Here is a 26042-nt window from a genome sequence, read left to right as displayed (position 1 = left end):
CGGCCGCTCAGTCGTCCCGTCCCACTCAGCTGTCCTGTCGGGCTCCGCGCCCGGTCAATCGACGACGAGGAGGACCCGGGCCTCCGCCTCCGAGACGATCACCGGCGAACGGGTGCAGCCGACGGCGTCGAAGGCGCTGGCGGTCACGCCGCCGATGCGCAGGCGCCCCGCACGGACGACGACGGCCCTGGTCCCGGTCGGAAGCGCGGAGGTGCCCTGGAGCTCGAGGAAGACCAGACGCGGCGGATCCCGACGGTCGAAGGCGCTGAGCAGGATGACCCGGCTCGGCTCCGCCGCGCGAAGGGCCGGGCGGCGGAGCTCGAGACTCGAGCCGGCGTAGGGGAGCACGCGCCCCTTGCGCAGCGAGGCGGCGAGGGGCAGGGAGCCGACCGTGACCTGGGGGCCGGAGAGCCCCGCGAGCAGGTGGTCCGCGTGGTGCGGGAGGCTCATCCTGCCGATGTGCCCTCGTACCTCCACGAGCTGGAGGAGCCAGCGCGGCTCCTGCTGTCCGCCCGTCGACGCCCAGATCTCCCGGATGCTTCCGCCGCCGGACACGGGCGAACGGCGCGGGAGGTCTCGGAGGTGCAGGAGCCTGGTCGCGGGGTCCGTGGGAGCGTGCGGTCCGCCGATGGGGCCGGATGGGTTCATGGACGCCTCGTCTCGGGAGGAGCGGGGAACCGGATCGACCTGTCGCGGGCGACGGCCGATCCGATTCCCCGTGCGCGGTCAGGCCTTGGCGTCCGTGAGGACGTAGCCCTCCTCGCCGTGGACGACGGTGTCCAGGCCCGCGATCTCGTCCTCGTTCTTGACCCGGAAGCCCAGGGTCTTCTCGATCACGAAGCCGATCGCGTAGGCGAGGACGAACGAGTAGACGAGGACAGCGACGGCGGCGATGGCCTGCACCAGGAGCTGCGTGAACTGCCCGGAGTGGATGAGGCCGGTGCCGTTCGCGAAGATGCCGAGGTAGAGCGTCCCGATGAGGCCGCCGACGAGGTGGATGCCCACCACGTCGAGCGAGTCGTCGAAGCCGAACTTGTACTTGAGCTCGACGGCCAGGGCGCACACCGCTCCGGCGATGAGGCCCAGCACCACGGCCCAGATCGGCGTCAGCGAGGCGCAGGCCGGGGTGATGGCGACGAGACCCGCGACGGCTCCGGAGGCGGCGCCGACCGAGGTCGGCTTGCCGTCCTTGAACTTCTCCACGACCAGCCAGGCCAGGAGCGCTGCTGCCGGGGCGGCGATCGTGTTGACGAAGGCCAGGGCCGCAGTGCCGTCGGCGGCGAGCTCGGACCCGGCGTTGAACCCGAACCACCCGAACCAGAGGAGGCCGGCGCCGAGGAGGACGAACGGCGGGTTGTGCGGGACGTGCACGCCCTTCTGGAACCCGAGCCTGCGGCCGAGGACCAGGGCGAGGGCGAGGGCGGCGGCACCGGCGTTGATGTGCACGGCCGTGCCGCCGGCGAAGTCGATCGCCCCGACGCCGAACCACTCCTGCAGGCCGCGGGTGATCCAGCCGCCGTAGGCGAAGCTGCCGTCGTCGGCGAGGCCGAAGTTGAACACCCAGCTCGCGACGGGGAAGTAGACGACCGTCGCCCAGACCCCGGCGAAGATCATCCATGCGCCGAACTTGGCGCGATCGGCGATCGCGCCGGAGATGAGGGCGACCGTGATGATCGCGAAGGTCGCCTGGAACGCCACGAACGCCAGCGGCGGATACGCCGCTCCCTCCGGGACCTCCAGGAGCCCGGAGAGCCCGATCGCGGAGCCGTCGATCGACCACGGGGCGACGATCCCCTCGGCGCCGGGGAACGCGACGGCGTAGCCGTAGATGACCCAGAGGACGCCGATGAGGCCGATCGCGCCGAAGCTCAGCATCATCATGCTGATCACGCTCTTGGCTTTGACCAGGCCGCCGTAGAAGAACGCCAGTCCCGGCGTCATCAGGAGGACGAATGCTGCTGCGATGAGCAGGAACGCCGTATTGCCTTGATCCATGTCGAACCGATCCTCTCGGAAGGACGCACGAGCAGCGTCGGGTGCGCACAGTCTGTCGGCACGACGTTTCGCGGCGGCACGCCGCCTGTTTCCGGCAGGTTTCGCGAGAGGTCCCGGCCGTGAACTTGCTGTTACGGCGTCCGGGATGAGCGGTGTGGGGCGGCCGTGAGACGGCCGGGAATCAGCGCGCGTCGAGGCCGAAGAGCTCGAGCGGGTGGGTCAGCCGCCACCAGAGGTCGGGGCCGTGGAGCTCCGATCCGAGCTCGATCCGCAGCTCCTGCGAGTCGATCGGGCCCTTGACGGTCAGTGTCCCGACCTCGGCGCCCTTGGTCCACTCCTCGCCGAGGGAGAGGGCGGTCGTCGTCGTGGCGGCGGCGCCGTTCCACAGGATGACCTTGGCGTCGACGGAGGAGATCGCCTCGGCCGTCTCGCCCCATGCGGTCGTGACCGTTCCGAGGACCGTCCCCTGGGCGATGGTCTGCGGCTGGTTCTTCAGGACGCGCTCGACGTCGGCGTAGAGGGAGCGGCTGACCGCGTAGCGGGTCTCATCGTCGGGCTGGCCGAGCACCGAGGCGTAGAGCACGACGGGCAGCCCGTCGATCACGATCTCCTTGGCGGAGAGGAGGTTGAAGTCCTCGCTCCCGGTGTCGCCGATGGTGCCGGTCTTGACTCCGATGAAGCCCTCCTCGTCGAGGAGCTTGTTCGAGTTCTTCACGGTGCCGGCGCCCGGGATCTCCGCCGACTTCGTGGCGACGATCTCCTTGACCACCGGATGATGCACCGCGATCTCGCCGAGGCGGAGGAGCGCGCGGGGCGTGGCGGTGTTGCCCATCCCGAAGCCGGAGGGGTTCTCCAGCGAGATCGCGCCGCCGAGGTCGTGCATGCGCAGCCAGCCCTGCGCGGCCTCGACGTAGTCGCGATCGGCTCCCCAGACCTCCCGCGCGAGGCGGTCGGCGTAGTTGTTGGCGGAGCCGAGAAGGATCCCCTGGATCAGCTGGTACTCGGTGAGGGAGCCGTCGACGGGAACGTCGAGCGCGGACTGGTCCTGTTGGAGGTACCGCCAGTACTCGTTGCTGTCGCTCTGGCTGAAGGAGAACGACGGGCCCTGCTCGCCGGGCGCGAGGGGCATGCGCTCCAGGGCGGCGAGGACCGTGACGACCTTCGTGATGCTCGCCATCGGCGCCTGCGCGTCGCTGGACGCTATGGCGCCGAGCCCCTCGATGCCCACCGCGGCGCTGCCGGCCGCGGGCCAGGCGATGACGGCCGACGGCGCGGGCTCGGGTTGCAGCGAGACGGCCGAGATCGTCGGGGCGAGGTCGTGCAGCGGCCAGAGGGCCGCCGTCCCCGTGTAGGCCCCGGCGACGCCGACGATGACGGCCAGAGGGACCAGCACGGCCGGGCGCAGCAGCGCGGGGCGGCGCGGGGCATCGGAGAGCAGGTCGCCGCGCTCCTTCGCGAAGGCGGCGGTCGCCGAGGAGCCGGTCGCGGTCGAGACCGCGAGGCGCTCGATGTCCACCCAGGAGAGCGCGTCGGTCTCGGGCGACGCCGGATCGGGATCGGCGTCGGGAACGGGATCAGGATCGATCTCGGGAGCGGTCTCGGGAACGACCGTGGTCACCGGAGTCTCGACGGCCTGCCCCGGGTCCGCGGGCGTCTCGACGGACGAGGTGCCGGTCGCGGCCTGATCCTCCCGGGCGGGGGCGCCGGCTTCGGCGTCGTCGGTGGTCACGGTCCTACGGTACCGGCCCCGTCCTGTGGATCCGCGTCGTGGTGCGGCGCTCGGCATGTCGGCGGGGCTAGGATGGCGGGACACCACGGGAGTCCGGCGAGCCGGGCTGAGAGGAAGCGATCCGCGCTTCGACCGTCGAACCTGATCTGGGTCATGCCAGCGCAGGGAGGAGTATCAATGAACACGTCTGCATCCGTCTCCCCGGCCGGAGGCGCCGGCACCCGTCGCACAGAGCTCTGGCGCTGGCGCGTGGTGGACATCGTCGTGGCGAGCGTCATCGCCGTCGCCTGCGCGGTGGTCTTCCTGCTCTGGAACGTCGGCAACGAGGTTCCCGGCACACTGCTGAAGCCCCTGCTCCCCGGCCTGCAGGGACTTCTGGCCGGCCCCTGGCTGATCGCCGGCGTGCTCGGCGGGCTGATCATCCGCAAGCCGGGCGCCGCCCTGTACACCGAACTCGTCGCCGCGACGATCTCGGCCCTCGTCGGCAACCAGTGGGGGCCGTTGACGATCGTCTCGGGGCTCGTCCAGGGACTCGGAGCAGAGCTCGTCTTCCTGCTGTTCCTCTACGGCGTCTGGCGGCTCCCCGTCGTGCTCCTCGCGGGGGCCGCTGCGGGGCTCGCGTGCGGCATCAACGACCGCGTGCTCTGGTACGCCGGCGCGGACTCCCTGTTCACGGTCGTCTACATCGTGTCCACGACGGTCTCCGGCGCCGTGATCGCCGGCCTCGGATCGTGGCTCATCGCCCGGGGGCTCGCGGCGACCGGGGCGCTCAGCCGCTTCGCCTCGGGCCGCGCGGCCGCCACGCGGGTGTGAGAGGAGCATCTGCGCCGTCCCCGGCCGCGCTCCAGGCGCGCGGCTGGGGATGGCGCTACGCCACGCGCCTGCGCTGGGCGGTCCGGGAGGCGACGCTCCGCATCGAGCCGGGGGAGCGGGTGCTGCTGCTCGGCGCCTCTGGCTCGGGCAAGTCGACCCTGCTGCAGGGCTTCGGCGGCGTGCTCGGCGGCGCGGACGAGGGCGAATCGTTGGGTGAGCTCCTCGTCGACGGCGCCCCTGCCGTGCAGGCCAGGGGCCGGGTCGGCATGGTGCTGCAGGACCCTGACACGCAGACGATCCTGGCGCGCGTCGGGGACGACGTCGCCTTCGGGTGCGAGAACCTCGGCGTCCCGCGGGCGGAGATCTGGCCACGGGTCCGGTCGGCGCTGGACGAGGTGGGGCTGGACCTCCCGCTCGACCGCGCGACCTCCGCGCTGTCCGGAGGGCAGAAGCAGCGCCTCGCGCTGGCGGGCGTCCTCGCGATGAGGCCGGGGGCGCTCCTCCTCGACGAGCCGACCGCGAACCTGGATCCCGCGGGGGCCGTCGAGGTGCGCGACGCGGTGGGCCGGGTGCTGGAGGCGAGCGGGGCCACGCTCGTGGTCATCGAGCATCGGATCGACGCATGGCTCCCCCTGGTCGATCGGGTGATCGTGCTGGGCGCCTCGCCCGAGGGAACGGTCGTGCTCGCCGACGGCTCGCCGGACGAGGTGCTGGGCGAGCGGGGCGAGGAGCTCGCGCGCGCCGGCGTGTGGGTCCCCGACCGTCCTCCCGCCTTCCCGCCGGCGCCGGTGGGCGCGCCGGGCGATGAGCTGATCCGCGCCGAGGGCCTCGTCGTGGGCCGGAGACGCGGTGTGCCCGTGAGCGGCCCCCTCGACCTCGCCGTCCGCGCGGGGGAGGTGCTCGGGGTCACCGGGCCCAACGGGGCGGGGAAGTCGACGCTCGGGCTCACGCTCGCGGGGCTCATCCCGGCCGAGGGCGGACGTGTCGTCGCGGCGCCGGGCCTCATCGGGGACGCGAAGGGCTCGGACCCGCATGCCTGGTCGTCGAGGCAGCTCCTCACGCGGATCGGGACGGTGCTGCAGAGCCCGGAGCACCAGCTGCTCGCCCGGACGGTGCGGGACGAGCTCGCGATCGGGCCGCGAGCGCTCGGCCTCGACGACGCCGAGGTCTCCCGGCGCGTGGAGGAGCTGCTCGAACGGCTGCGGCTGACACCGCTCGCCGCCGCCAACCCCTATACGCTCTCCGGTGGCGAGAAGCGCCGGCTCACCGTCGCCGCGGCCCTCGCCACCCGTCCGCGGCTGCTGGTGCTCGACGAGCCGACCTTCGGTCAGGACGCCGCCACCTGGGCCGAGCTGGTCGCCCTCATCGCGATGGTTCGGGACGAGGGCACCGGCGTCATCGCCGTTTCCCATGACGAGGACGTGCTGCGCGCCCTGCGCGCCCGGCCGTTCCGCCTCGACAGCGACGGGAGCGGATCGTGACCGCCCTCACCGCCTCCGACACTCGTGTCGTCCGTGCGGGACCGATCGCACCGCGCAACGCGCTGGCCAAGCTCGCCGCGGCCCTCCTCATCGCGCTGCCGCTGATCCTCACGATCGACGTCCTGTCCGCCGCGGTCGCCCTCGCCCTCGAGATCCCGCTGCTCCTGTGCGCGGGACTCCGGGCCCGCGAGTTCTGGACGCGGACCGCGGTGCTGTGGATCGCCGCGCCGCTGAGCGCGGTGACCATCGCCCTGTACGGGGCCACGAGCGGGGACGTGCTCCTCGAATGGGCCGTGGTGCGTGTGAGCGAGGGGTCGCTCGCCCTCGCCGCCGCGACCGCGCTCCGCGTGCTCGCGATCGGGCTGCCCGCCGTCGTCCTGTTCGCGACGGTGGACCCGACGGACCTCGCCGACGGCCTCGGTCAGCGTCTCCGGCTCCCGGCGAGGTTCGTGATCGGCGCGCTCGCCGGGATGCGGATGCTGGGCCTGCTCGCGGAGGACTGGCGGGCGCTCGCCCTCGCCAGGCGCGCACGGGGGGTGGCCGACCAGGGCCGGATCCGCCGGGCGCTGGGGATGGCGTTCGCCCTGTTCGTGCTCGCGATCCGGCGCGGCTCCTCGCTCGCCACGGCGATGGAGGCCCGCGGCTTCGGCGGGCGCGGCCCGCGCACCTGGGCCAGGGAGTCGCTCTGGGACCGCCGCGACACCCTGCTGATCGGTGCCGCCGTCGTGATCCCCGCCCTCGCGATCACGGCCGCGGTCGTCTTCGGCACCTGGAACTTCATCCTCGGCCCGGTCGCCTGACCGAGGGTCTGGGGCGTCGGCGGGGTGTCGGCGGGGCGTCGGGTCAGGTGGCGTTCCAGAGGTCGCGGTAGTAGGCGAGGCGCTCGCGGTCCGGCTCCAGGCCGTACGCCTCGATGAGAGCGTCCTCCCAGCCCGGACCGAAGTTCCACTCCGTGCTCATCGATGCGACGGCGAGGTCTGCCCACCGATCGGCCACGCCCAGCAGCGCCATGTCGACGTGCGCGATCCAGCGGCCGTCGTCGCCGATGAGGGTGTTCGGGCAGCAGGCGTCGCCGTGGCAGACGACGAGACGGTCGATCCCCGGCGCGGTGCGGAAGCGCTCCGGGACCTCGACGTCGCGGTGCTCGGCGTTCGCGATCCGCGCCTCCACGCTCCACTCCCAGGGGCACTCCTCGACCGGGAGCGCATCGTGCATCGCCCGCAGCGCCTCGCCGACGGCGCGCACCGCGGTCGCAGGCTCGGCGACCCAGCGCGGATCGACGGCGCTGAGCCCGTCGATCGCGGCGGTCACGAGCCACTCGTGCTCATCGTCCTCGCCCTGAGCGAGCACCCGGGGCACGCGGATCCATCGCGCGGCCCAGGCCATCCGCTCCGCCTCGTCGCGCAGCGTGAACTCGAGGTTCCGCGGCCCCCACTTGATGTAGAAGGGCTCGCCCGTCTCAGGCGTGGCACGGAACGTCAGCCCGCCGTAGTCGTTGTCCCAGACGCAGACGAGGGCCGCCCCGCGGGCGAGCTCCTCGACGCGAGCGGGCACGGTCACGGGCTCGACGGGGATCGACATGCCTTCCATCCTGCCTCGTCCGTCGGCGCTCCCGTCGCGAAATCGGCCGCCGGGGATGCGCTCCCGTCGCGAAATCGGCCGCCTCCCGGCGAATTTTGCGGCCGATTTCGCGACGGGAACCGGTCCTTGACGGGCTTGACGGGCGCGGGATTCGCCGGGGTTGACGGTCGCCGGGCTTGGTCGGGGCCGGCGACGCGGGGTCAGGCGAGGAGGGGGCGGAGGGCCTCGGCCAGGACGACCGCGTGATTGTGCACCGGATCGTGCGCGCCGTAGACGAGCGTGACCACAGGATGGGTGCGCAGCGCGTCGGCCAGGGTGCGGAGTGCGGGCACGGTCTCTCCGGCGAGCTCGGCGCGGTAGCGGTCGGCGTAGGCGGCCCATTCCTCGGCGGGCGCCCGGTGCCAGTCGCGCCGCAGATCGGGCGAGGGGGCCGTCTCCTTCGCCCACAGGTCCACCGCCGCGCGCTCCTTCGACACGCCCCGCGGCCACAGGCGATCCACGAGCACACGGTATCCGTCCTCCGGTGACGCGGTGTCGTAGGCTCGCTTCAGATGCAGTTCCATGGCCTTCAGCCAACACCGCCGTGCGTCCGCCCGCCAGTGCCGGTCGCCGGGGGCGCTGAGACTCGGAATCACGTAAGCTGAAACTCGGTCGCATCATGCGGCGTCGTTCGAAGGAGAACACGAATGCAGATCCAGGGATCGGGCGCCCTCGTCACCGGCGGCGCCAGCGGACTCGGGCTCGCGACGGCCCGGCGACTGGCCGCTGCCGGTGCACACGTGACGATCATCGACCTGCCGACGTCGGCGGGCGCCGAGCTCGCCGCCGAGCTGGGTGGCCTCTTCGCCCCGGCCGACGTCACGAGCGCCGATGAGGTGCGGGCGGCGGTCGCTGCGGCGCAGGCGGCGGCACCGCTCCGGATCGTCGTGAACTGCGCGGGGATCGCCCCGCCGGCCAAGGTCCTCGACCGCGAGGGGGAGCCCGCCGACCTCGCCGCGTTCGAGCGGATCATCCGGATCAACCTGATCGGCACCTTCAACGTCACCTCGCAGGCCTCGGCGGCCATCGCACGGAACGAGCCGACCGAGGGCGGCGACCGCGGTGTGATCGTCAGCACCGCGAGCGTGGCCGCCTTCGACGGGCAGATCGGGCAGCCGGCGTACTCCGCGTCGAAGGGCGGGGTGCACGCGATGACCCTCCCGATCGCGCGGGAGCTCGCTCGGTACGGGATCCGGGTCTGCACGATTGCCCCCGGAATCATGGAGACCCCGATGCTCGCGGGACTCCCCCAGGAGGCGCAGGACTCCCTCGGCCAGCAGGTGCCCTACCCGCAGCGGCTCGGGCGGCCCGACGAGTACGCCGCGCTCGTGCAGCACGTTGTGGAGAACGGCTACCTCAACGGCGAGACCATCCGCCTCGATGGCGCCATCCGAATGGCGCCGAGGTGATCGACCCTTCCCGTCGCGATATCGGCCGCGTGTCGACTCGCGAAGCGGCAATTTTCGCGACCGGAGCAACCCAAGGAGAGCAGCATGTCGGAAGCTGACAAGCCCCTCGCGGGCAAGACCATCCTGATGTCGGGCGGCAGCCGCGGCATCGGCCTCGCGATCGCGCTGCGGGCAGCGGCGGACGGGGCGAACATCGCGCTGCTCGCGAAGACCGATACGCCGCACCCCAAGCTCGAGGGGACGATCCACACGGCGGCCGACCTCATCCGCGAGGCCGGGGGCCGTGCGCTCCCGATCGTCGGCGACGTTCGCAACGACGACGACATCACCGAGGCCGTGCTCAAGGCGCAGGGCGAGTTCGGCGGCATCGACGTGGTGATCAACAACGCCAGCGTGATCGACCTGTCCCCCTCGCTCGACCTGGGGGCGAAGAAGTACGACCTCATGCAGGACGTCAACGTCCGCGGGACGTTCATGCTCAGCCGCGCCGCGATCCCGGTGCTGAAGGACGCGCCGAACCCGCACATCCTGTCGCTGTCCCCGCCGCTGAACCCCACGCCGCGCTGGCTCGGCGCGCACACCGGCTACACGCTGGCGAAGTTCGGCATGACGATGGTGACCCTCGGGCTCGCCGCCGAGTTCGCGGAGGCGGGCATCGCGGCCAACACGCTCTGGCCGCGGACGACCATCGCGACGGCGGCCGTGCAGAACCTGCTGGGCGGGGATCGCGTGATGGCCGCCAGTCGCACGCCGGAGATCTACGCCGACGCCGCGTACGCGGTGATCACGGGCCCGGCCCGGGAGCGCACCGGGCAGTCCCTCATCGTCGAGGACGTCCTCGAGGCTGCGGGCGTCACCGACTTCTCGCGATACGCCGCCGTCCCCGGCACCCCGGACGACCGCCTCTTCCCGGACATCTTCCTGGGCTGATCGGCGGGGCGGTCGGGGTTGGCGGGGCTGGGGCTGGGCTTGTGGGTCTGGCCCTGGTCTTCGACCCGCCGTGGCAGTTGTTGTGGGTTCGGCACTGACTCAACCCGCAACAACTGCCACGCCGGGGTAGTTCTTGCGCCGGCAACGCCCGAGCCCAACCAGCGCGCCGCGCCCGCCAGCGCTGCCCGCCCACCCAGCCCGCCGCGCCCGCCCGAGGGCGGCGCGCGCCTCAGAACAGTAGGTAGATCGCGCCGAGCACCGTCAGCACGATCACGATCCGCTCGAACACCGCCTGCCGGATCCGCCGCGCCAGCACGAGGCCGAGCAGCGCTCCGGCGACCACGAACGGTGCGAGCAGCAGATCCGTCCAGAGCACGGACGGCGTGAAGAGCCCGATCCCGGCGAGGAACGGGAGCTTCGCCAGGTTCACGATCGCGAAGAACCAGGCCGAGGTCCCCAGGAACACCTGCACCGGCATCCGCGTCGCGAGGAAGTACATGGACATCACCGGCCCTCCCGCGTTCGCGACCATCGTCGTGAATCCGCCGAGAGTGCCGTAGACCCCGGCGAGGACGAGTCCTCCCGGCTCCTGACGCATGCGCCGCCGACGCCACAGCGTCACCGCGATCATCGCGAGCAGGATCACCGCGATCGCCCGTCGGACGATGTCGTCCCCCGCGACGGCGAGGAAGCCGAATCCGAGGAGCAGGCCGCAGAGCACCGCGGGCGCGAGGCGGAGGAGCGTCGGCCAGTGAGCGTGCCGGCGGTAGGCGATGAGCGCGAACACGTCGCCGACGATCAGGAGCAGGAGCATCGCGGCCGTCGAGGTGCGGGCCGGCAGCACGGCCGCGAAGGAGGCGATCGCCAGCGTGCTGAGACCGGGGACGGCCGTCTTGGAGACGCCGATGACGACCGCCGCGAACATCAGCAGCGGCCAGGCCCACGGGGCGAGGTCGATCACCGGTCCAGCTCGGTCGCGATCGCGTCGTAGCCGCGCGCGGCGGCGAGATCGCGGGGGAGCACTCCGTCGCCGTCGCGGATCGTGATGTCGGCGCCGCCGTCGACGAGCGCACGGACGACGCGGACATAGGCCTCGGAGCCGTCGCCGAGCACGATCGCCTCGTGCAGCGCGGTCCAATGGAGGTTGTTGATGTGGTTCGGGTCGACGCCCGCCTCCAGCAGGATGCGCACCGTGGACAGGAGGCCGCGCTCGGATGCCGGGATGAGCGCCGTGCCGCCGTAGCGGTTGGTGCTGCGGAGGTCGGCACCGTTCGCGAGCGTGAGTCGCAGGATCTCGTCATGGCCGCGCGCGCCGGCGTAGAGGTAGGCGGAGTCCTGGATGTCGTCCTTGGCGTTGACGTCCGCTCCCGCTTCGATGAGCGCGCGGGCTGCCTCCGTCTGGTCGGCTTTCGTGGCTGCGACCAGCGGCGTCATCCCGCCGTCGCCACGGTGTTCGAGGTCGGCGCCGGCGGCGATCGCGGACCGGACCGCCGCCGCGTCTCCGTTCGACGCGGCGGCGAAGAGGGCGGTGTTGAGGGCGGTCATCTCGGCCTCCGTGAGGGGAGAGGGCGGCGTAGCCGTCGGGGTGTTCGGGGCGGTCGTGGGGCTGCTCGGTGCCGGGGCCGGCGTGGTGGTCGGCGTGGTGGTCGGCGAGGTGGTCTGTGCAGTGCATCCGGTGAGGACGAGCGCGGTCGCGAGTGCGACGGCGGCCGTGAGCGAACGTGTCCGGGGCATGCCAAACGGTATACCAAACGGGCCGGTCTGGGCGTTCGTCCGCGGAGCTCGTCCTGAGCCTCGGTGGCTCACCACGGTCTTCCGCGGAGGTCGATATCGCCGGCGGGCCAGGCATCGAGGGGGCGCGCGGCCGCGCAGATGAGGATCGGTGAATCGATCGACTCGACGGGTGAGTCATCGATCAGCGAGAGGCTGTGCTCACGGGCCTGGATCCGTCGCCAGCCCGCCGACTCGTAGAAGGGCACCACCTCCGGGCGGCATCCGAGGTAGCCGAACTCGACGCCCGGTGTGCGCTGCATCGCGGATCGGGCGGTGTGCAGGAGGTCGGCGCCCAGACCCGTTCCGCGTGCGGACGGGGCGACCAGGACTCCTCCCGTGCCGGCGATGGTCACGGTCGTCGCGCCGACGGCGATGTCGCGGACCTGGAATCCGACGTGCCCGACGATCTCCTCGCCGCGCAGAGCCGTGACGTGGATGTCGGCGGGGGAGTAGCCGTAGGGCGCATCAGGGTCCCAGCGACCGTGGGAGGAGAGGTACTCGGTATCGAACAGCGCGCGCAGGCCCTCCAGCTCTGCGGCGTCGAGCTCGCCGTGCGCGACGACCTGCAGTTCCACGGCCATCCGGCCATGCTCTCACGGGTTGGGGTTGGGGTTGGGGTTGGGGTTGGGGTTGGGGTTGGGGTTGGGGCTCCTTTCTGCCCCGCCGTGGCACTTCTTGTGGGTTGGCGGGCCCTTGAACCCGCAACAACTGCCACGCCGGGGCAGTTGTTGCGGTGCTCGGGCTGGGTTCGCCCTGGGCTGGCCTGGATTGCCCGGGTCTGGTTCCCGGCTTTGATCGGCCCCGGCTCAGCCCGGGTCTCGGCCTCGGCCGGCACCGCGCCGGGCTCGGCCTCGCCCGGCCTGCCCCGGCCCAGCCTCGCCCGGTCCGGTTCCGGCCCCGATCCCGAGCCGCCCGCGCCTGCCCAAGGCGGCCATAGGTTGGAACGGCGGCGGATCCTCGTCGCTCCGGGCCGAGAGTGCGGAAGGAGCAGGCGGATGGACTGGCTGGTGCTGATCGCGTCGGGGATGCTGGAGGCCGTGTGGGCCACGGCGCTCGGACGCTCGAAAGGGCTGAGGAGACCGGTGCCGAGCATCGTGTTCTTCATCGGGATGGTGCTGAGCCTGGTCGGGTTGGGCGTCGCGATGCTGACGATCCCCGTCGGCACGGCCTATGCCGTCTGGGTCGGGATCGGCGCGTCGCTCACGGTCGTCGTCGCCATCGTCACGAAGACCGAGAAGGCGACGATCCCGCGCATGCTGTTGTTGGTCGGGATCGTCGGCTGCGTGATCGGCCTGAAGGTGGTGAGCGGCTCATGAACGCCCGGCGTCCCAGTGTTCCGACCGTCCCTCGGCGTTCGACAGCGTGGATCGTGCTGGTGCTCAGCGGCGTGCTGGAAGCGGTCTGGGCGAGCGCGCTGCACGAGTCGCACGGTCTCAGTCGTCCGATCCCCGCGATCGTCTTCTTCGTCGCCACCGCCGCGAGCATGGTCGGGCTCGCCTGGGCGATGCGCGTGATCTCCACGGGAACCGCCTACGCGGTGTGGACCGGGATCGGGGCGACCCTGACGGTCGTCTACGCCATGATCACCGGCGCCGAGCCGGCAACCTTCTGGAAGCTGTTCTTCCTCGCGGGGGTCGTCGGGTGCGTGATCGGGCTCAAGCTCATCGACGCGCCGAGGGAGGAGCGTCCCGAGGATGTCAGCTCGCGCTGACTCGTCCTGGCCCTGCTGACTTCTGCCCTGGTTTCTGGCCCGGCCTCTGGCCCTGCCTCGGGCTTCTGGCTCCGGGGCCCCGGCTCGTTTTTGTGTCCCGCCGTGGCACTTCTTGTGGGTTCAGCACCTACTCAACCCGCAAGAACTGCCACGCCGGGGCACAAACGGGCGGGGCACAATCGGCCGGGGCACAACCGCCGGGCGCAGCCCCAGGGTGGAACGCTCAGGCGCGGGCGGACGCCAAGGCCGCGGTGAAAAGGGTCGCTCGCCGCTCGATGTCGTCCCAGTCCCCCGCCGCGATCGAGGATCCGTTCGCGAGATCGCCCCCGGCCCCGACCGCGACGGCCCCGGCCGCGAACCAGGCGGCGAGGTTGTCGGGGGTGACACCGCCGGTCGGCATCAGCGGGGCGTGCGGGAACGGCCCGCGCAGCGCCCCGAGGTATCCGGGACCGCCGAGGGAGGCGGGGAAGATCTTCACCACATCGACCTCGAGCCGCAGGGCGGTCATGACCTCGGTCGGCGTCAGCGCCCCGGTCATCACGACGGCGCCGGTCTCCTGCATCGCGCGAGTGACGTCGGGAAGCGTCCCCGGGCTGACCAGGAACTCCGCGCCCGCATCGGCGGCGGCGGCGGCCTCGGCGGACGTCGTGACGGTGCCTGCCCCGATGTGCGCGGCGGATCCGTGCCGGGCGATGAGCTCGCGGATCACGGCCGGCGCGTCGGGTGTCGAGTAGGTCACCTCGATGCCCGTGACCCCTCCGCGGATGATCGCCTCCGCAGCATCGAGCGCCCGCTCGGCGGACGGGGCGCGCAGGACGGCGAGTACCCCGGCGGAACGGGTGCGGGCGAGGCGGTCGGTCATCGGGTCTCCTATCGGCGAGGGCTCGTCCATTCTCCTAGACCGATTGCCTGGTGCCGGACCTGGGGCGCGGACCCCGGCCTGGCCCCAGGTCCGGACTCGGACTCGGATCCAGACCCAGGCTCGGGCCGGATCCGGATTTGGATTTGACCCCGGCCCGGACGGTTGGTCAAGCCTGAACGCGGTGATCCGCGTGCGGTGAGCCCGTCGGTGTCGACGCGCGTCGGACGGATCCACGATTGTCGGCCCGTTCTGCGGAGTCGGGCCGACGCGCGTGGAATGATCCGACGAGATTGCCCTGGGTGACCCGGCAGCCATCATCCGGCCGTTGCGATAGCCGAACCAGCCGCTCCCGTCGCAAAATCTGCCGCGTCGGCGCCCCTCACCCAGCACATTTCGCGACCGGAGTCTTCAGCGGCGTTTCCGTCACCGCAAGAACTGCCACGCCGGGCCATCGGTGCGAGCCGGGGGTGCGAACCGCGCCAGGGCCGCGAACCGAGCCGGGCCGCGAACCGAGCCGGAGCCAGGGCCGCGAACGGGCCGGGGCAGACCAGGCGCATCCGCAAAGCAGGCAAGCCCGCAAGCCGCAAAGCCCGCAGACCGCGGAGCCCTCGGCGGCTCAGACCCAGCGGTCGATCGCGTCCTTCGCCGCCTTCAGGCCGAGGTCGGAGTGCTCGCGGAGGAGCTTGATCGCGGAGATCGGCTGCTCCGCCGCGACGAGACGGTCGATCTCGGCACGCACATCGATGGGGAGCGCGGACGGCGAGAAGGCATCGGTCGCGGCGGCGGCAGCAGTGGCGCGACCGATCGAGGATGTGCTCGGCTGCCACCGGTCGATCGCCTCCTTCGCCTCTCGCAGCGACATCGGCGAGCGCTCGCGGAGCCGCTTGATCGCGAGGATCTTGTTGCCCTCGGCGACGAGGCGGTCGATCTCGTCATCGCCCGGGACGCTCGCGACGCCCGAGACCCCGCCCGCCGCTCGGCCCGCCGCCCCGGAGGAAGACCCGCCCGAAACAGACCCGCCCGAAACCGCCGTACTCGAAACCGCGCTGCCCGGGGCTTCGGGCAGCTTCGGACGCATCGACCTCGCGGTCAGTCCACCGACGATCAGCAGCACGACGATCCCGACGATCCACATCCACGGTTCCATGAGCCCAGTCTGTCAGGGCGTTCCCGGCGGCCACCGCGTACCCTGGAGCCATGCCTGCCGACACCCCCGCCCAGCCCTCGGAGCCGAGGACGACGGTCCGCGCACCCCAGGTGCGGCCCACGACGGAGGGATGGACGCAGAAGAAGGACGCCGAGGGGCGCCCGCTGCTCCAGTTCGCCAGCCCGAAGCGCGGCAAGCCGCCGGTGCATCTCGCCGACCTCACCCCGGCCGAGCGTGTGGACAAGGTGAAGGAGCTGGGCCTGCCCGGCTTCCGCGCGAAGCAGCTGGCGACGCACTACTTCACGCACTACACATCCGACCCCGCGGAGATGACGGACCTGCCCGCCGCCCAGCGCGATGAGCTCGCCGCCGGTCTCCTGCCCGCGCTGATGACCGAGGTCCGCCGCCTCGAGACGGACCGGGGTGACACGATCAAGTTCCTCTGGCGTCTCCACGACGGCGCCCTGGTCGAGTCCGTCCTCATGCGCTATCCGGGCCGGATCACCCTGTGCGTCTCGAGCCAGGCGGGATGCGGGATGAACTGCCCGTTCTGCGCGACGGGGCAGGCAGGGCTCACCCGCAACATGTCGGCCGCGGAGATCATCGAGCAGGTGGTCCGCGCCAACCGCGCGATCGCGAACGGTGAGCTGGGCGGCAAGCGGCATGACGACCACAGCATGGAGCGGGTCTCGAACATCGTCTTCATGGGGATGGGCGAGCCCCTCGCCAACTATGCCCGCGTCATGCGCGCGGTGCGCACGATGGTCGCCCCTCAGCCCGAGGGCCTCGGGATGAGCGCGCGCGGGATCACGGTCTCCACCGTCGGGCTCGTCCCGGCGATCACGAAGCTCGCGAACGAGGACATCCCGGTCACCTTCGCCCTCTCGCTGCACGCGCCGGACGACGAGCTCCGCGACGAGCTCATCCCCGTGAACTCCCGCTGGAAGGTCGACGAGGCGCTGGACGCCGCGCGCGACTACTTCGAGAAGACGGGCCGGCGCGTCTCGATCGAGTACGCGCTGATCAAGGACATGAACGACCACCCCTGGCGGGCGGACCTCCTCGCTGAGAAGCTCAACGCGCGCGGTCGCGGCTGGGTGCACGTCAATCCGATCCCGCTCAACCCGACGCCCGGCTCGATCTGGACCGCGTCCGAGCGGCCGGTGCAGGACGAGTTCGTGCGTCGTCTGAACGACGCGGGGATCCCGACGACCCTCCGCGACACCCGCGGCAAGGAGATCGACGGCGCCTGCGGGCAGCTCGTCGCGACCACCGAGGACGAGGCCGCCGCCGCTCTGGTCTGACCCGGGCCCATCCGCTGTCACTGTCGCGGTCGCGGTCGCGGCTTCCCGTCGCGATTCGTGCCTCCTTCCTATCTCCTGTCGCTGCGTCGCGACCCCTGTCGCCTGTCGAGGCTCTCCCGTCGCGTTTTCTGCCGCCCGCAAGCTGTCCGCACGGCACATTCCGCGACCGGAGCGACCGGGAGCGCCCCGGTCGCGGGACTGCGCGCCGCTCCGGTCCGAGACTGCCCGCCGCTCTCGTCCGAGACTGCGCCCCGCTCTCGTCCGAGGCTGCGCGCCGCTCTCGTCCGAGCCGCCCCGACGCTCCCGTCGCGAAATGTGCCGCTCGCGGGCTGTTCAGGCGGCACTTTTCGCGACCGGAGCGAAGGAGGGCGGCATATTTCGGGACGGGAGCGAGCCGATGGTGGGGATGCCTTGGGGCGCGGTGAGTCCGGCTGCCCGACGTCCGGCTCCACCGATCGACGGGGTCGGCGTGGCGGGTCTGGGGTGGCGGGGTCTGGGGTGGGGTGGTGTCATCGTGGTTCCGGTCGCGAAATGTGCCGCCTGCGGGCTGTTTGGGCGGCACTTTTCGCGACGGGAGCGGAAGAGGGTGGAGTATTTCGGGACGGGAGCGGGCCGATGGTAGGGATGCCCGGTGGCGCGGTGGGTCCGGCTGCCCGGCGTCCGGCCGTTCCACCCATCGACGGGGTCGAGCCGGCGTGGCGGGTCTGGGGTGGCGGGGTCTGGGGTGGGGCGGTGTCATCGCGGTTCCGGTCGCGAAATGTGCCGCCTGCGGGCTGTTTGGGCGGCACATTTCGCGACGGGAGCGAGAGAGGGTGGCATATTCGGGACGGGAACGACCCGCCCAACCGACCCGCCCCGCCGGTCCGCCCGCCCCGCCCAACCGACCCGCCCCGCCGGTCCGCCGCGCCGCTGGTCCGACCGCCCCGCCCACCCGGGCCCGGCCCGGGCTCAGGCGACGGCGGGGGCGGGGGTGCGGGAAGGGGCGGTTCGGGAGTCGGTGACACCGTCCGCGGCGCCGAGCCGCTCCGCCCGATCCAGCCAGCCGGCGATCCTCGAGGGCGACGCGTCCCTCACGCCGAGCATCTGATGCACCCGGAAGGACCGGACTCCGCACAGGCGCATCGTGTTGCGCCCGATCTGGGTCCGGGCAGGGATCCCCGTGATCGGGGCGAAGAACCAGGGGGTGTCGGCGAGGAGGAGCAGCCGGCCGCGACGGGCGCCGAGCAGCCCCTCGGGCAGCCCCAGCCTCGTGTACCGGTACTCCTGCTGCGGCAGCAGCGCCCGATCGAAGAAGCCCTTGAGCACCGCGGGGACGGACCCCCACCACAGCGGGGTCGTGACGATGATCCGGCTCGCCTCGTGCAGTGCGCGCTTGGCGTCCACGAGGTCGGGCTCCAGCGTCATCCGCTCGCGATACCCGAAGCGCAGATGCGGGTCGAAGTCGAGGTCCCGGAGGGCGAGCACGCGTGCGTCGCCGTGCCCGTCGGCGTAGCGGCGGGCGATCGCGGCGGTGAGCGAACGGCCATCGGGGTGGCCGTCGAGGATCAGGGCGGAAGCCATGGCTCTCCAATCTTGACAGTGTCAATGTGGTGGACACTGTCAAGATAGGAAAGAATGTTGCTTGTGTCAAGTTCCCGATCCGCCTACCACCACGGCGACCTCGCGCAGGCGCTGGAGGCGGCGGCCATGCAGCTTCTCGCGCAGAAGCCGGCCCAGGAGATCAGCCTGCGGGAGGTCGCCCGAGCGGCGGACGTGAGCCACAACGCGCCCTACCATCACTTCGCCGACCGCCTCGGCCTGCTCAAGGTGCTCGCCGAGCGGAGCATGGTCGAGCTCGTGCAGCAGGTGAGGGAAGCGGCCGAGGCGGCATCCGATCCGCGCTCGGCGCTCGTGGACGGCGGCGGGGCCTACATCCGCTTCGCCGTCGAGCATCCGCACGCGTTCGACGCGATCTACGACCCGACGGTCTGCGTCCCCGGCGCACCGACGGCGACGATGGCGCCGCTCATCGACGAGCTGGAGACTCTGATGGGCGCGGGTGCCGTCGCCGTCGGCCTCGACCGCGCGGAGGACGTGCCGGCATTGTGGGGCTGCGTCCACGGCCTCGGCACGCTCGCCGCCGCCGGGCACTTTCCGCTGGAGACAGCGCTCGCCGCCTACACCTCCGCGGTCGAGAGGATGCTGTCGTCCACGACGAACCTGTGAGCCGTTCGCAGGCGGCGTCCACGGATCTTCCAGCCAGTGTTTCCTAGGTTGGTCGGATGTCCTATTCCGCGCATCGCCCGGGGCGCCTCGACTCCCAGGGGCAGATCTCGTTCGGCGTCGACGGCCAGAGCGGCGATCGCCCCGCTGCCGATGAGCCCCTCGAGTTCGTCCGGGAGTACGTTCCCACCGGCAGTGAGGCGGTGACCGCGCCGTTCGATCCCTTCGACGACGCCGCACCCGGTGCTGCGGAGGAGACATCCGCCGTCACATCCGCTGTTACATCCGCTGACGCTCCATCCGCCGACGCCGCGCACGATGCCCCGACCGTCGCCGTCTCCACGGTCGCGCCCTCGATGCCCGCGCCCTCGTCGCTCCGCGGCACGGCTGCCGAGCCCACTGCCTCCTCGCGTCCCGCAGCACCCGCACCGTCGGGCTCGGGCTCGGACTTCCCCTCGGACTCCCCTTCGATCCCCGTGCCGGAGCGGGCGCCGAAGGCCCCGCGTCCGCGCCGCGAGCGGGCTCGCCGCGTCCCCGGATCCGCGCAGCGCCGGATGGCGATCCTCGGCGGCGCCGATGGCGCGATCCTCGATCGGGTCCCGGCCGAGACCCCGCGCTTCGTGCAGATGTTCTTCGTGCTCGCCGGGACCGCGCTCGTCTCTGCGCTGTCGATGTTCTTCGCGCTCACCACCGGCGTGCAGGTGCTGGTCTGGCTCGCCATCCCGTTGGCGATCGTGTGGGCCGCGATCATCTTCAACCTCGACCGCTTCCTCACCTCCACCATGACCTCCACGCGGAGCGTCTGGCGTCTGATCGGCCTCGCGATCCCCCGGGTGATCATGGCCGCTCTCATCGGATTCGTGGTGGCGGAGCCCGTGGTGCTCCAGGTGTTCCACAACGACATCGCGCGCGAGGTGGCGGCGACCAACATCACCCAGGCGCAGTCCGATCAGGACGCGCTGGAGAAGGGCCCGGAGAAGAAGGCGCTCGACGCCGCATCCTCCCGGCTCAAGGACCTCGAGAACCAGGCGGCCACGGGCGTGGTCGCCGGGACGTCCACCGATTCCGCGACGCAGGCCGCGGCGCAGAGCACGGTCGACAAGGTGACCGCGCAGATGGCCGAGCAGCAGAAGGTGATCGACCAGGCGCGGCTGCTCTACCAGTGCGAGCTCACCGGCGAGGGCGTCGGGACCGTGCCGGGCTGCACCGGCGTGCAGGGGCAGGGTGCCAGCTCCGACGCGTCCCGCGCCCAGCTCGACCAGGCCCAGCAGACCTATGACGCGCTGGCCGGACAGCTGCGCACCGCGAACGAGGAGCTCGCGTCCGCCGAGACCGCGGCCAAGCAGAACACCTCCTCCTCGGAGTCGCAGAACCGCACCGAGGCCGAGGACCAGCTGCCCGCCGCCCGCCAGGTCTACGACCAGGCGCTGGCCGCCTACGACGCCAGGGCATCGTCCGTCGCCGACGGCAACGCGGGGGCCATCGGCCTGCTCAGCCAGATCAGCGGCCTCAACCGCCTGGCCGAGAAGGAGCCGACGATCTTCTGGGCGCACTGGCTGATCGCTGCGCTGTTCTTCATGATCGAGCTGCTGCCGGTGCTCGTGAAGGTGCTCACCAGCTTCGGCGATCCGTCGCTGTACGAGAAGGCGGTCGCGATCCGCAAGCAGGTGGACCTGGACCGGGTGAGCGCGCAGGGCTTCCGCGATCGTGCGGAGATCATCGCTCAGGGTGCCGCCGATCGCGCGTTCGCCGACGCCGCCGAGGCGGAGGCCGCCCGTCGTGGCGCCCTCGAAGGCGCGGCGATGGCCGCGGGCGGCGCGGTGACGGTTCCCGCAGATCAGGTTCCGACTCAGGTCCTGGCTTCGGATGCTCCGGCCTTGGAGACGTCGGCGGGCGGTTCTCCGGTCGTCGGGTCGGGAACGTTCACGGATTCGGGCGAGGCGCCGACCGTGGTCCTGCCGACGGCCGGCGGCCCGTCGGGTGCGGCGCGGCCGGGCGAATGGGGCGTGCCGAGCGTGCCGCGTGCGCGCGACGTGCTCGCCGGTCCGGTGCCCGAGTCCGGTCCGGAGCCCGGGGAGCCGGTGCCCGGAGAGCCCGTCCCCGCAGGGCGCTGAGCCCGCGGACCGTTCCCGCAGGCGCCGTTCGGCATCGTTCTTGTCGGACTGATCCACTCCCGTCGGCCCGTTGAGCCTGATCTGGCCGACAGGAGTGGATCCGGCCGACGGAATGACCACCGGACCACCGGACCACCGGACCACGGGACCGCGGGACCACGGGACCGCGGGAGTCCAGGGGGCCGTAGCCTTGATCCATGGTCAACTATCGCTTCCTCGGCAACAGCGGTCTCAAGGTCTCGGAGATCACCTACGGCAACTGGGTGACGCATGCGTCGCAGGTCGAGGACGACGCCGCCCTGCGCACGGTCCACGCCGCGCTCGACGCCGGCATCACCACCTTCGACACCGCCGATACCTACGCCAACACGGCCGCGGAGGTCGTGCTTGGCAAGGCGCTCGCCGGTCAGCGCCGTGAGGGCCTCGAGATCTTCACCAAGGTCTACTTCCCCACCGGCCCCAAGGGGCCGAACGACACAGGTCTCAGCCGCAAGCACATCATGGAGTCCATCAACGGCTCGCTCCGACGCCTCGGCACCGACTACGTCGACCTCTACCAGGCGCACCGCTTCGACCACGAGACGCCGCTGGAGGAGACCTTCCAGGCGTTCGCGGACATCGTCCGCCAGGGCAAGGCCCTCTACATCGGCGTCTCGGAGTGGACGGCGGAGCAGCTGCGCGAAGGACACGCGCTGGCGAAGCAGCTGGGCATCCAGCTGATCTCCAACCAGCCGCAGTACTCGATGCTGTGGCGAGTGATCGAGGGCAAGGTCGTCCCGGCATCGGAGGAGCTCGGGATCTCCCAGATCGTCTGGTCGCCGATGGCGCAGGGCGTGCTCTCCGGCAAGTACCTCCCCGGTCAGCCGGTGCCCGACGGCTCCCGCGCCACCGACCCGCACTCCGGCGCGCACTTCATCCAGCGGTTCCTCCGCGACGAGATCCTCGAGGCCGTCCAGCGGCTCAAGCCCGTCGCCGAGCAGGCCGGACTCACCATGCCGCAGCTCGCGATCGCCTGGGTGCTGCAGAACCCGAACGTCGCAGCGGCGCTGGTCGGCGCCTCCCGTCCGGAGCAACTCGCGGACACGGTCAAGGCCTCGGGCGTGACGCTGGACGCCGACACCCTCGCCGCGATCGACGCGGCCCTGGGCGATGCGGTCTATGCGGACCCCGCCGACACCGACGACGTCTCGCCGAAGACGCGCCTGGTCTGACGACCAGCCTTCACGACGGCCGATCCGCTCCCGCGGGTCGGCCGTCGTCGTGTGCGGGCGGGTTCGCGGCTGGTGGGTGCCCGGCGGGTGGGTGCGGGTACCCGGCGGGCCTCAGGCGACGGTGATGTCGACCTGGAGGTCGGCGGCGAGGCGCTCCAGCTCCGTCCGCAGGTTCTCCGGGTCGGCGCCGGCCGGCACGGTCGCGACGACGGCGGCCTCGAACAGTCGGCCGCCGGCCATCGCGGCGTCGTGGGTCTCGCTCGTCATGCTCTCGATGCTCAGCGCGTGGGCGCTCAGCACCCCGGAGATCTCGCGGACGATGCCCGCGCGGTCGTTGCCGAGCACCTGGATCGTGAGCTGCCGCGGGGACCCTCCGGCGGCGGCGGCGGAGGTGGCGGCATCGGCGTCGTCCTGACCGGCGTGCACGACCGTCAGGAGCCCGTCCAGGGAGGTGAGGGCGGTCTGCAGCTCGGCGGCGCGGTCGTCGGGCACCGACACCTCGATCACCCCCGCGAAGGTTCCGGCGAGCTCGGCGAGGCGGCTGTTCTCCCAGTTGCCGCCATGGGCGTCGACCGCATCGGCGACGGCGGCGACGAGGCCGGGACGATCGGAGCCGACGACGGTGAGGATCAGGGTGCTCATGCGGCCAGCGTAGCGAGCGCAGCCGTCGCGGTCACCCCCGTGTCACCACTCGCCGGTGTCGAGGAAGCGATCCAGCCGCGCGCGATGCGGCGCGAGGTCCCAGCCCCGCGCGGCGACCCACTCGTCCGAGTAGTAGGTGTCGAGGTAGCGGGCGCCGCCGTCGCAGATGAGGGTGACGACGCTCCCCTCCTCGCCCGCGGCCCGCATGCGCGCGATGAGCTCGAAGGCGCCGACGAGGTTGGTGCCCGTCGATCCGCCGGCCCAGTGCAGCGTCCGCTCCTTGAGGAGGCGGATGGCGGCGATCGAGGCGGCGTCGGGCACGGCGATCATCTCGTCGATCACGGTGGGCACGAAGGACGGCTCGACCCGCGGACGCCCGATGCCCTCGATGCGGCTGGGGGTGCCGGTGGTGTGGGCGGGGTTGCGGTCGCGCCATCCGCCGTAGAAGGCCGAGCCCTCGGGGTCGACCACGGCGACCTTCGTCTCGTGGCGGCGGTAGCGCACGTACCGGCCGAACGTGGCGCTGGTGCCGCCCGTCCCCGCGCCGACGACGATCCAGGAGGGGATCGGGTGCCGCTCGTCGGCGAGCTGGCTGAACACGCTCTCGGCGATGTTGTTGTTGCCGCGCCAGTCGGTCGCGCGCTCGGCGAACGTGAACTGGTCCAGGTAGTGCCCGCCGCACTCGGAGGCCAGCCGCTCGGCCTCCGGATACATCGCCGGCGCGCTGTCGACGTAGTGGCAGCGTCCGCCGTAGAACTCGATGAGGTCGATCTTCTCCTGGCTGGTTGACCGCGGCACGACCGTGATGAACGGCAGGCCCAGCATCCGCGCGAAGTACGCCTCGGACACCGCGGTGGAGCCGCTGGAGGCCTCGACCAGCGTCGTCCCCTCGTCGATGCGCCCGTTCACCAGCCCATAGAGCAGCAGCGAGCGCGCGAGCCGGTGCTTCAGCGAGCCCGTGGGATGCACCGACTCGTCCTTCAGATACAGGTCGATCCCCCACTCCGCGGGCAGCGGGAACAGGTGCAGGTGCGTGTCCGCGCTGCGGTTGGCGTCCGCCTCGAGCTTGCGGATGGCGGCATTGACCCAGGCGCTCATGCCTTCGACAGTACCGGCCGTGGTGCCCCGCCCTGTGTCCGGATCTTGGGCCGCGCTCAGACCCTGTCCCGATTTTGGGCCTCTGTGTCCCGATCTCTGTGGTCCATGTCCCAGAATCCGGTCTGGATTCCCGGTTCTCCGACAGAAAGTGGGACACGGGCCCGCGGGATGGGGCGGGATCAGCCCAGCCGATAGACGCGGACGGCGTTGCGCCAGAGGATCGCGTCGGTGTCGTAGCCCCGTTCCTCGGCCCAGGTCGCGACCGTGCGCGCCCATGCTCCGCGCTCGCCGGAGCGGTAGGCCGAGCCGTGGTCCGCCGAGTCTCGAGGAGCCGAGTCGCGGGGAGTCGATTCGCGGGGAGTCGAGGTTCCGTGGACGCCGTCGCCGGCGTCTGCCTGTCCGATCGCGGACGCAGATCCGGACGCCGGTCTGATCGTGTGCCCGATTGCGGGTCTGTCCGCGGGTCCGATGGCGGACACGGGCCAGTCGCTGCCCCAGAGGAGACGGTCCGGCCCGAACGCGTCGGCGACCGCGTCGAGGAACGGGGTGACCTGGCCGGCGTCCCACGCGCCGCCGGCCTCAGCCGGGAGACCCGAGAGCTTGCAGGAAACACCGGGGTGCGCCGCGAGGGCTCGGATGTCCCGGACCCACGTCGGGCTCGGGCGGAGAAGCACCGACGCGGTGCCCACCGCGGGCTTGCCGAGGTGGTCGAGCACGACGCGCAGCTGAGGCAGGGCGGCGGCGAGCGCTGTCACATCCGGCAGCTGATGTGCACGAACGCAGGCGTCGAACGACCAGTCGCGGTCGGCAGCCTGCTCGGCCCCGGCGAGGAAGGCCGGAGTCGTCGCGAGGCCGTCCGGCTCGTCCTGGAGGAGATGCCGCACCCCCACCACGAGCGGCACGGCGGACAACGCCGAGAGGTGCTCCGAGGTCTCGGGGCCACGGTCGAGGCGTGCGCCGGCGACGATCCCGTGCACTCCGGTGCGTGCCGCGTTCGACGACACCCAGCGGGCCTCGTCGAGGAACTGTTCCTCCACGCACTCCGCTTGGACGAACACGGCGCCCTCGTCTCCGTCCACGGCGCGGGCATCGGCCAGCTCCTCCGCACCGAAGCGGCTCTGCAGCGGTCCAGTGAGCCAGCGGTAGTCGAGTACCGTGGGGTCCCAGAGGTGCAGGTGGGAGTCGAGGGCGCGCATGGGGCCATCCTGCCGCATCCGCCCCCGGATTCGCGGCAGACATCCGATCACTGGCTAGGATGTGCGCTATGGCTGTCACCGACGAGGCGATCGAGAAGATCAAGGCGATGATCGTGTCGGGGGAGCTCGGTCCCGGGGATCGGCTCCCGCCGGAGAAGGAGCTGGCCGAGCATCTGGGGCTCTCCCGGAACTCGATGCGCGAGGCGGTCAAGGCGCTGGAGGTCATCCGCGTGCTCGACGTCCGTCGGGGCGACGGCACCTATGTCACCAGCCTCGAACCGGACCTCCTGCTGGAGGCCATCAGCTTCGTCGTGGACATGCACGATGACGACTCGCTTCTGGAGCTGTTCGCGGTGCGCCGGATGCTGGAGTCGCAGGCCACGGGCCTCGCCGCCTCGCACGGCGATGACGCGGCGATCGCCGCGCTGCATGCCGAGGTCGAGGGGATCGATGCGGGAGTGACGATCGACGACCTCGTCGCGCACGACATCCGCTTCCACCGCGAGATCGTGCGGATGACCGGAAACGGCTACCTCGCGAGCCTCATCGAGAGCCTGTCGAGTCAGACGATCCGTGCCCGGGTCTGGCGGGGGCTCACCGAGCAGGGCGCGGTGGAGCGGACGCTGTCGGAGCATCGCGCGATCGCCGACGCCATCGCGCAGCGCGATCCGTCGCTCGCGACCTCGCTCGCGACCGCGCATATCGCCGGCGTGGAGCGCTGGCTGCGCCAGGCCATTCAGGCCTGACCGTCCCTCTGCCCGGGTGGGCCAGCTGCTCCGGGTGGTGCCCGCTGCCCCGGGCGGTG

Annotated in this window: 26 protein-coding genes and 1 riboswitch; of the genes, 12 read left to right on the top strand and 14 right to left on the bottom strand. The window is 71.8% G+C overall.

Features of this window, described 5'->3' with window-relative positions; genetic code table 11:
• Window positions 1-54 precede the first annotated feature (54 nt).
• The 3 genes from J2Y69_RS07315 to J2Y69_RS07305 form a co-directional block, all read right to left on the bottom strand.
• A complete protein-coding gene (locus tag J2Y69_RS07315) occupies window positions 55-648 on the bottom strand; it encodes a hypothetical protein (protein WP_310019078.1) in 594 nt (197 codons plus the stop codon).
• A gap of 78 nt (window positions 649-726) precedes the next feature.
• Window positions 727-1995: an ammonium transporter gene (locus J2Y69_RS07310; protein WP_310019076.1), complete on the bottom strand. Its 1269-nt coding sequence runs from the start codon at window positions 1993-1995 to the stop codon at window positions 727-729.
• A gap of 181 nt (window positions 1996-2176) precedes the next feature.
• Window positions 2177-3724, bottom strand: coding sequence for a D-alanyl-D-alanine carboxypeptidase family protein (locus tag J2Y69_RS07305; RefSeq protein ID WP_310019074.1), 1548 nt, complete (start codon window positions 3722-3724; stop codon window positions 2177-2179).
• 75 nt (window positions 3725-3799) lie between these two features.
• Window positions 3800-3909: riboswitch (TPP riboswitch) on the top strand.
• Between J2Y69_RS07305 and J2Y69_RS07300 the strand changes: the two genes are divergently transcribed.
• The 3 genes from J2Y69_RS07300 to J2Y69_RS07290 all read left to right on the top strand — a co-directional run bounded on the left by J2Y69_RS07300 (window position 3902) and on the right by J2Y69_RS07290 (window position 6818).
• Window positions 3902-4537: an ECF transporter S component gene (locus J2Y69_RS07300; RefSeq protein ID WP_310019071.1), complete on the top strand. Its 636-nt coding sequence runs from the start codon at window positions 3902-3904 to the stop codon at window positions 4535-4537. (Overlaps the previous riboswitch by 8 nt.)
• Entirely contained in the window at window positions 4534-6018 is a 1485-nt protein-coding gene (locus J2Y69_RS07295) for an ABC transporter ATP-binding protein (RefSeq protein ID WP_310019069.1), read from the top strand. The genes J2Y69_RS07300 and J2Y69_RS07295 overlap by 4 nt, the downstream gene beginning before the upstream one ends.
• Entirely contained in the window at window positions 6015-6818 is an 804-nt protein-coding gene (locus tag J2Y69_RS07290; protein ID WP_310019067.1) for an energy-coupling factor transporter transmembrane component T family protein, read from the top strand. The genes J2Y69_RS07295 and J2Y69_RS07290 overlap by 4 nt, the downstream gene beginning before the upstream one ends.
• Before the next feature lie 43 nt (window positions 6819-6861).
• Here the strand turns inward: J2Y69_RS07290 and J2Y69_RS07285 are convergent, their stop codons facing one another.
• Both J2Y69_RS07285 and J2Y69_RS07280 read right to left on the bottom strand, forming a co-directional pair.
• Window positions 6862-7599 (bottom strand): aminoglycoside 3'-phosphotransferase, encoded by a 738-nt coding sequence (locus J2Y69_RS07285; RefSeq protein WP_310019065.1) that lies wholly within the window; start codon window positions 7597-7599, stop codon window positions 6862-6864.
• Window positions 7600-7799: 200 nt separating this feature from the next.
• Window positions 7800-8162: a DUF488 domain-containing protein gene (locus J2Y69_RS07280; RefSeq protein ID WP_310019063.1), complete on the bottom strand. Its 363-nt coding sequence runs from the start codon at window positions 8160-8162 to the stop codon at window positions 7800-7802.
• 123 nt (window positions 8163-8285) lie between these two features.
• Here J2Y69_RS07280 and J2Y69_RS07275 point away from each other — a divergent pair, with 123 nt between their 5' ends.
• Window positions 8286-9047, top strand: a complete 762-nt coding sequence (locus tag J2Y69_RS07275; protein WP_310019061.1) for an SDR family NAD(P)-dependent oxidoreductase — start codon at window positions 8286-8288, stop codon at window positions 9045-9047.
• A gap of 84 nt (window positions 9048-9131) precedes the next feature.
• On the top strand, window positions 9132-9977 hold the full coding sequence (locus J2Y69_RS07270; protein WP_310019059.1) for an SDR family oxidoreductase: 846 nt from the start codon (window positions 9132-9134) through the stop codon (window positions 9975-9977).
• A 229-nt stretch (window positions 9978-10206) separates the two neighbouring features.
• Here J2Y69_RS07270 and J2Y69_RS07265 read toward each other — a convergent pair whose 3' ends face one another.
• The 3 genes from J2Y69_RS07265 to J2Y69_RS07255 form a co-directional block, all read right to left on the bottom strand.
• Window positions 10207-10938 (bottom strand): sulfite exporter TauE/SafE family protein, encoded by a 732-nt coding sequence (locus tag J2Y69_RS07265; protein ID WP_310019057.1) that lies wholly within the window; start codon window positions 10936-10938, stop codon window positions 10207-10209.
• On the bottom strand, window positions 10935-11711 hold the full coding sequence (locus J2Y69_RS07260) for an ankyrin repeat domain-containing protein (protein ID WP_310019056.1): 777 nt from the start codon (window positions 11709-11711) through the stop codon (window positions 10935-10937). Before J2Y69_RS07260 ends, J2Y69_RS07265 begins: the two co-directional genes overlap by 4 nt.
• A gap of 68 nt (window positions 11712-11779) precedes the next feature.
• Window positions 11780-12331 (bottom strand): GNAT family N-acetyltransferase, encoded by a 552-nt coding sequence (locus tag J2Y69_RS07255; protein ID WP_310019054.1) that lies wholly within the window; start codon window positions 12329-12331, stop codon window positions 11780-11782.
• Window positions 12332-12745: 414 nt separating this feature from the next.
• Between J2Y69_RS07255 and J2Y69_RS07250 the strand changes: the two genes are divergently transcribed.
• Window positions 12746-13066, top strand: coding sequence for a DMT family transporter (locus J2Y69_RS07250; protein WP_310019052.1), 321 nt, complete (start codon window positions 12746-12748; stop codon window positions 13064-13066).
• Window positions 13063-13461 carry a DMT family transporter gene (locus J2Y69_RS07245; protein WP_310019050.1) on the top strand — a complete coding sequence of 133 codons (399 nt, stop codon included), beginning with the start codon at window positions 13063-13065 and terminating at the stop codon, window positions 13459-13461. The genes J2Y69_RS07250 and J2Y69_RS07245 overlap by 4 nt, the downstream gene beginning before the upstream one ends.
• A gap of 223 nt (window positions 13462-13684) precedes the next feature.
• Here J2Y69_RS07245 and J2Y69_RS07240 read toward each other — a convergent pair whose 3' ends face one another.
• On the bottom strand, window positions 13685-14323 hold the full coding sequence (locus J2Y69_RS07240; protein WP_310019048.1) for a bifunctional 4-hydroxy-2-oxoglutarate aldolase/2-dehydro-3-deoxy-phosphogluconate aldolase: 639 nt from the start codon (window positions 14321-14323) through the stop codon (window positions 13685-13687).
• 616 nt (window positions 14324-14939) lie between these two features.
• Complete coding sequence (locus J2Y69_RS07235) at window positions 14940-15470, bottom strand: hypothetical protein (protein ID WP_310019047.1); 531 nt, start codon at window positions 15468-15470, stop codon at window positions 14940-14942.
• Between the two features lie 50 nt (window positions 15471-15520).
• On the opposite strand from J2Y69_RS07235, the gene rlmN reads away from it, so the two are divergent.
• A complete protein-coding gene (gene rlmN / locus J2Y69_RS07230) occupies window positions 15521-16774 on the top strand; it encodes a dual-specificity RNA methyltransferase RlmN (RefSeq protein WP_310019045.1) in 1254 nt (417 codons plus the stop codon).
• Between the two features lie 948 nt (window positions 16775-17722).
• On the opposite strand, the gene J2Y69_RS07225 is transcribed toward rlmN, so the two are convergent.
• Complete coding sequence (locus tag J2Y69_RS07225; protein WP_310019043.1) at window positions 17723-18334, bottom strand: NAD(P)H-dependent oxidoreductase; 612 nt, start codon at window positions 18332-18334, stop codon at window positions 17723-17725.
• A 63-nt stretch (window positions 18335-18397) separates the two neighbouring features.
• Between J2Y69_RS07225 and J2Y69_RS07220 the strand changes: the two genes are divergently transcribed.
• The 3 genes from J2Y69_RS07220 (at window position 18398) to J2Y69_RS07210 (ending at window position 22301) form a co-directional block, all read left to right on the top strand.
• Window positions 18398-18979: a TetR/AcrR family transcriptional regulator gene (locus J2Y69_RS07220; RefSeq protein WP_310019041.1), complete on the top strand. Its 582-nt coding sequence runs from the start codon at window positions 18398-18400 to the stop codon at window positions 18977-18979.
• A gap of 56 nt (window positions 18980-19035) precedes the next feature.
• Window positions 19036-21090: a DUF4407 domain-containing protein gene (locus J2Y69_RS07215; RefSeq protein ID WP_310019039.1), complete on the top strand. Its 2055-nt coding sequence runs from the start codon at window positions 19036-19038 to the stop codon at window positions 21088-21090.
• A gap of 197 nt (window positions 21091-21287) precedes the next feature.
• Complete coding sequence (locus J2Y69_RS07210) at window positions 21288-22301, top strand: aldo/keto reductase family protein (protein WP_310019037.1); 1014 nt, start codon at window positions 21288-21290, stop codon at window positions 22299-22301.
• Window positions 22302-22412: 111 nt separating this feature from the next.
• Here J2Y69_RS07210 and J2Y69_RS07205 read toward each other — a convergent pair whose 3' ends face one another.
• From J2Y69_RS07205 to J2Y69_RS07195, 3 genes are all read right to left on the bottom strand, one after another.
• A complete protein-coding gene (locus J2Y69_RS07205; RefSeq protein ID WP_310019035.1) occupies window positions 22413-22943 on the bottom strand; it encodes a glycine cleavage system transcriptional repressor in 531 nt (176 codons plus the stop codon).
• Between the two features lie 42 nt (window positions 22944-22985).
• Window positions 22986-24041, bottom strand: coding sequence for an L-cysteine desulfhydrase Cds1 (gene cds1 / locus J2Y69_RS07200; RefSeq protein WP_310019033.1), 1056 nt, complete (start codon window positions 24039-24041; stop codon window positions 22986-22988).
• A gap of 179 nt (window positions 24042-24220) precedes the next feature.
• Window positions 24221-25237, bottom strand: a complete 1017-nt coding sequence (locus tag J2Y69_RS07195) for an amidohydrolase family protein (RefSeq protein ID WP_310019031.1) — start codon at window positions 25235-25237, stop codon at window positions 24221-24223.
• 68 nt (window positions 25238-25305) lie between these two features.
• Here J2Y69_RS07195 and J2Y69_RS07190 point away from each other — a divergent pair, with 68 nt between their 5' ends.
• Entirely contained in the window at window positions 25306-25983 is a 678-nt protein-coding gene (locus J2Y69_RS07190) for a FadR/GntR family transcriptional regulator (RefSeq protein WP_310019029.1), read from the top strand.
• The last annotated feature ends 59 nt before the right edge of the window (window positions 25984-26042 follow it).

The organism is Microbacterium resistens (genome assembly GCF_031456305.1).
Classification (GTDB): domain Bacteria; phylum Actinomycetota; class Actinomycetes; order Actinomycetales; family Microbacteriaceae; genus Microbacterium; species Microbacterium resistens_A.
Note: the sequence above shows the minus strand (reverse complement) of the source record. Positions and strands in the feature narration are given on the sequence as shown.

Excerpts from the sequence above, each read along its gene's own strand:
- J2Y69_RS07280 (WP_310019063.1), bottom strand. The coding sequence starts at position 8,162 with ATGGAACTGCATCTGAAGCGAGCCTACGACACCGCGTCACCGGAGGAC.
- cds1 (WP_310019033.1), bottom strand. The coding sequence starts at position 24,041 with ATGAGCGCCTGGGTCAATGCCGCCATCCGCAAGCTCGAGGCGGACGCC.
- J2Y69_RS07215 (WP_310019039.1), top strand. The coding sequence starts at position 19,036 with ATGTCCTATTCCGCGCATCGCCCGGGGCGCCTCGACTCCCAGGGGCAG.
- J2Y69_RS07205 (WP_310019035.1), bottom strand. The coding sequence starts at position 22,943 with ATGAGCACCCTGATCCTCACCGTCGTCGGCTCCGATCGTCCCGGCCTC.
- rlmN (WP_310019045.1), top strand. The coding sequence starts at position 15,521 with ATGCCTGCCGACACCCCCGCCCAGCCCTCGGAGCCGAGGACGACGGTC.
- J2Y69_RS07245 (WP_310019050.1), top strand. The coding sequence starts at position 13,063 with ATGAACGCCCGGCGTCCCAGTGTTCCGACCGTCCCTCGGCGTTCGACA.
- J2Y69_RS07315 (WP_310019078.1), bottom strand. The coding sequence starts at position 648 with ATGAACCCATCCGGCCCCATCGGCGGACCGCACGCTCCCACGGACCCC.
- J2Y69_RS07260 (WP_310019056.1), bottom strand. The coding sequence starts at position 11,711 with ATGCCCCGGACACGTTCGCTCACGGCCGCCGTCGCACTCGCGACCGCG.
- J2Y69_RS07210 (WP_310019037.1), top strand. The coding sequence starts at position 21,288 with ATGGTCAACTATCGCTTCCTCGGCAACAGCGGTCTCAAGGTCTCGGAG.
- J2Y69_RS07190 (WP_310019029.1), top strand. The coding sequence starts at position 25,306 with ATGGCTGTCACCGACGAGGCGATCGAGAAGATCAAGGCGATGATCGTG.
- J2Y69_RS07285 (WP_310019065.1), bottom strand. The coding sequence starts at position 7,599 with ATGTCGATCCCCGTCGAGCCCGTGACCGTGCCCGCTCGCGTCGAGGAG.
- J2Y69_RS07250 (WP_310019052.1), top strand. The coding sequence starts at position 12,746 with ATGGACTGGCTGGTGCTGATCGCGTCGGGGATGCTGGAGGCCGTGTGG.
- J2Y69_RS07275 (WP_310019061.1), top strand. The coding sequence starts at position 8,286 with ATGCAGATCCAGGGATCGGGCGCCCTCGTCACCGGCGGCGCCAGCGGA.
- J2Y69_RS07255 (WP_310019054.1), bottom strand. The coding sequence starts at position 12,331 with ATGGCCGTGGAACTGCAGGTCGTCGCGCACGGCGAGCTCGACGCCGCA.
- J2Y69_RS07270 (WP_310019059.1), top strand. The coding sequence starts at position 9,132 with ATGTCGGAAGCTGACAAGCCCCTCGCGGGCAAGACCATCCTGATGTCG.
- J2Y69_RS07225 (WP_310019043.1), bottom strand. The coding sequence starts at position 18,334 with ATGGCTTCCGCCCTGATCCTCGACGGCCACCCCGATGGCCGTTCGCTC.
- J2Y69_RS07310 (WP_310019076.1), bottom strand. The coding sequence starts at position 1,995 with ATGGATCAAGGCAATACGGCGTTCCTGCTCATCGCAGCAGCATTCGTC.
- J2Y69_RS07195 (WP_310019031.1), bottom strand. The coding sequence starts at position 25,237 with ATGCGCGCCCTCGACTCCCACCTGCACCTCTGGGACCCCACGGTACTC.
- J2Y69_RS07300 (WP_310019071.1), top strand. The coding sequence starts at position 3,902 with ATGAACACGTCTGCATCCGTCTCCCCGGCCGGAGGCGCCGGCACCCGT.
- J2Y69_RS07240 (WP_310019048.1), bottom strand. The coding sequence starts at position 14,323 with ATGACCGACCGCCTCGCCCGCACCCGTTCCGCCGGGGTACTCGCCGTC.
- J2Y69_RS07235 (WP_310019047.1), bottom strand. The coding sequence starts at position 15,470 with ATGGAACCGTGGATGTGGATCGTCGGGATCGTCGTGCTGCTGATCGTC.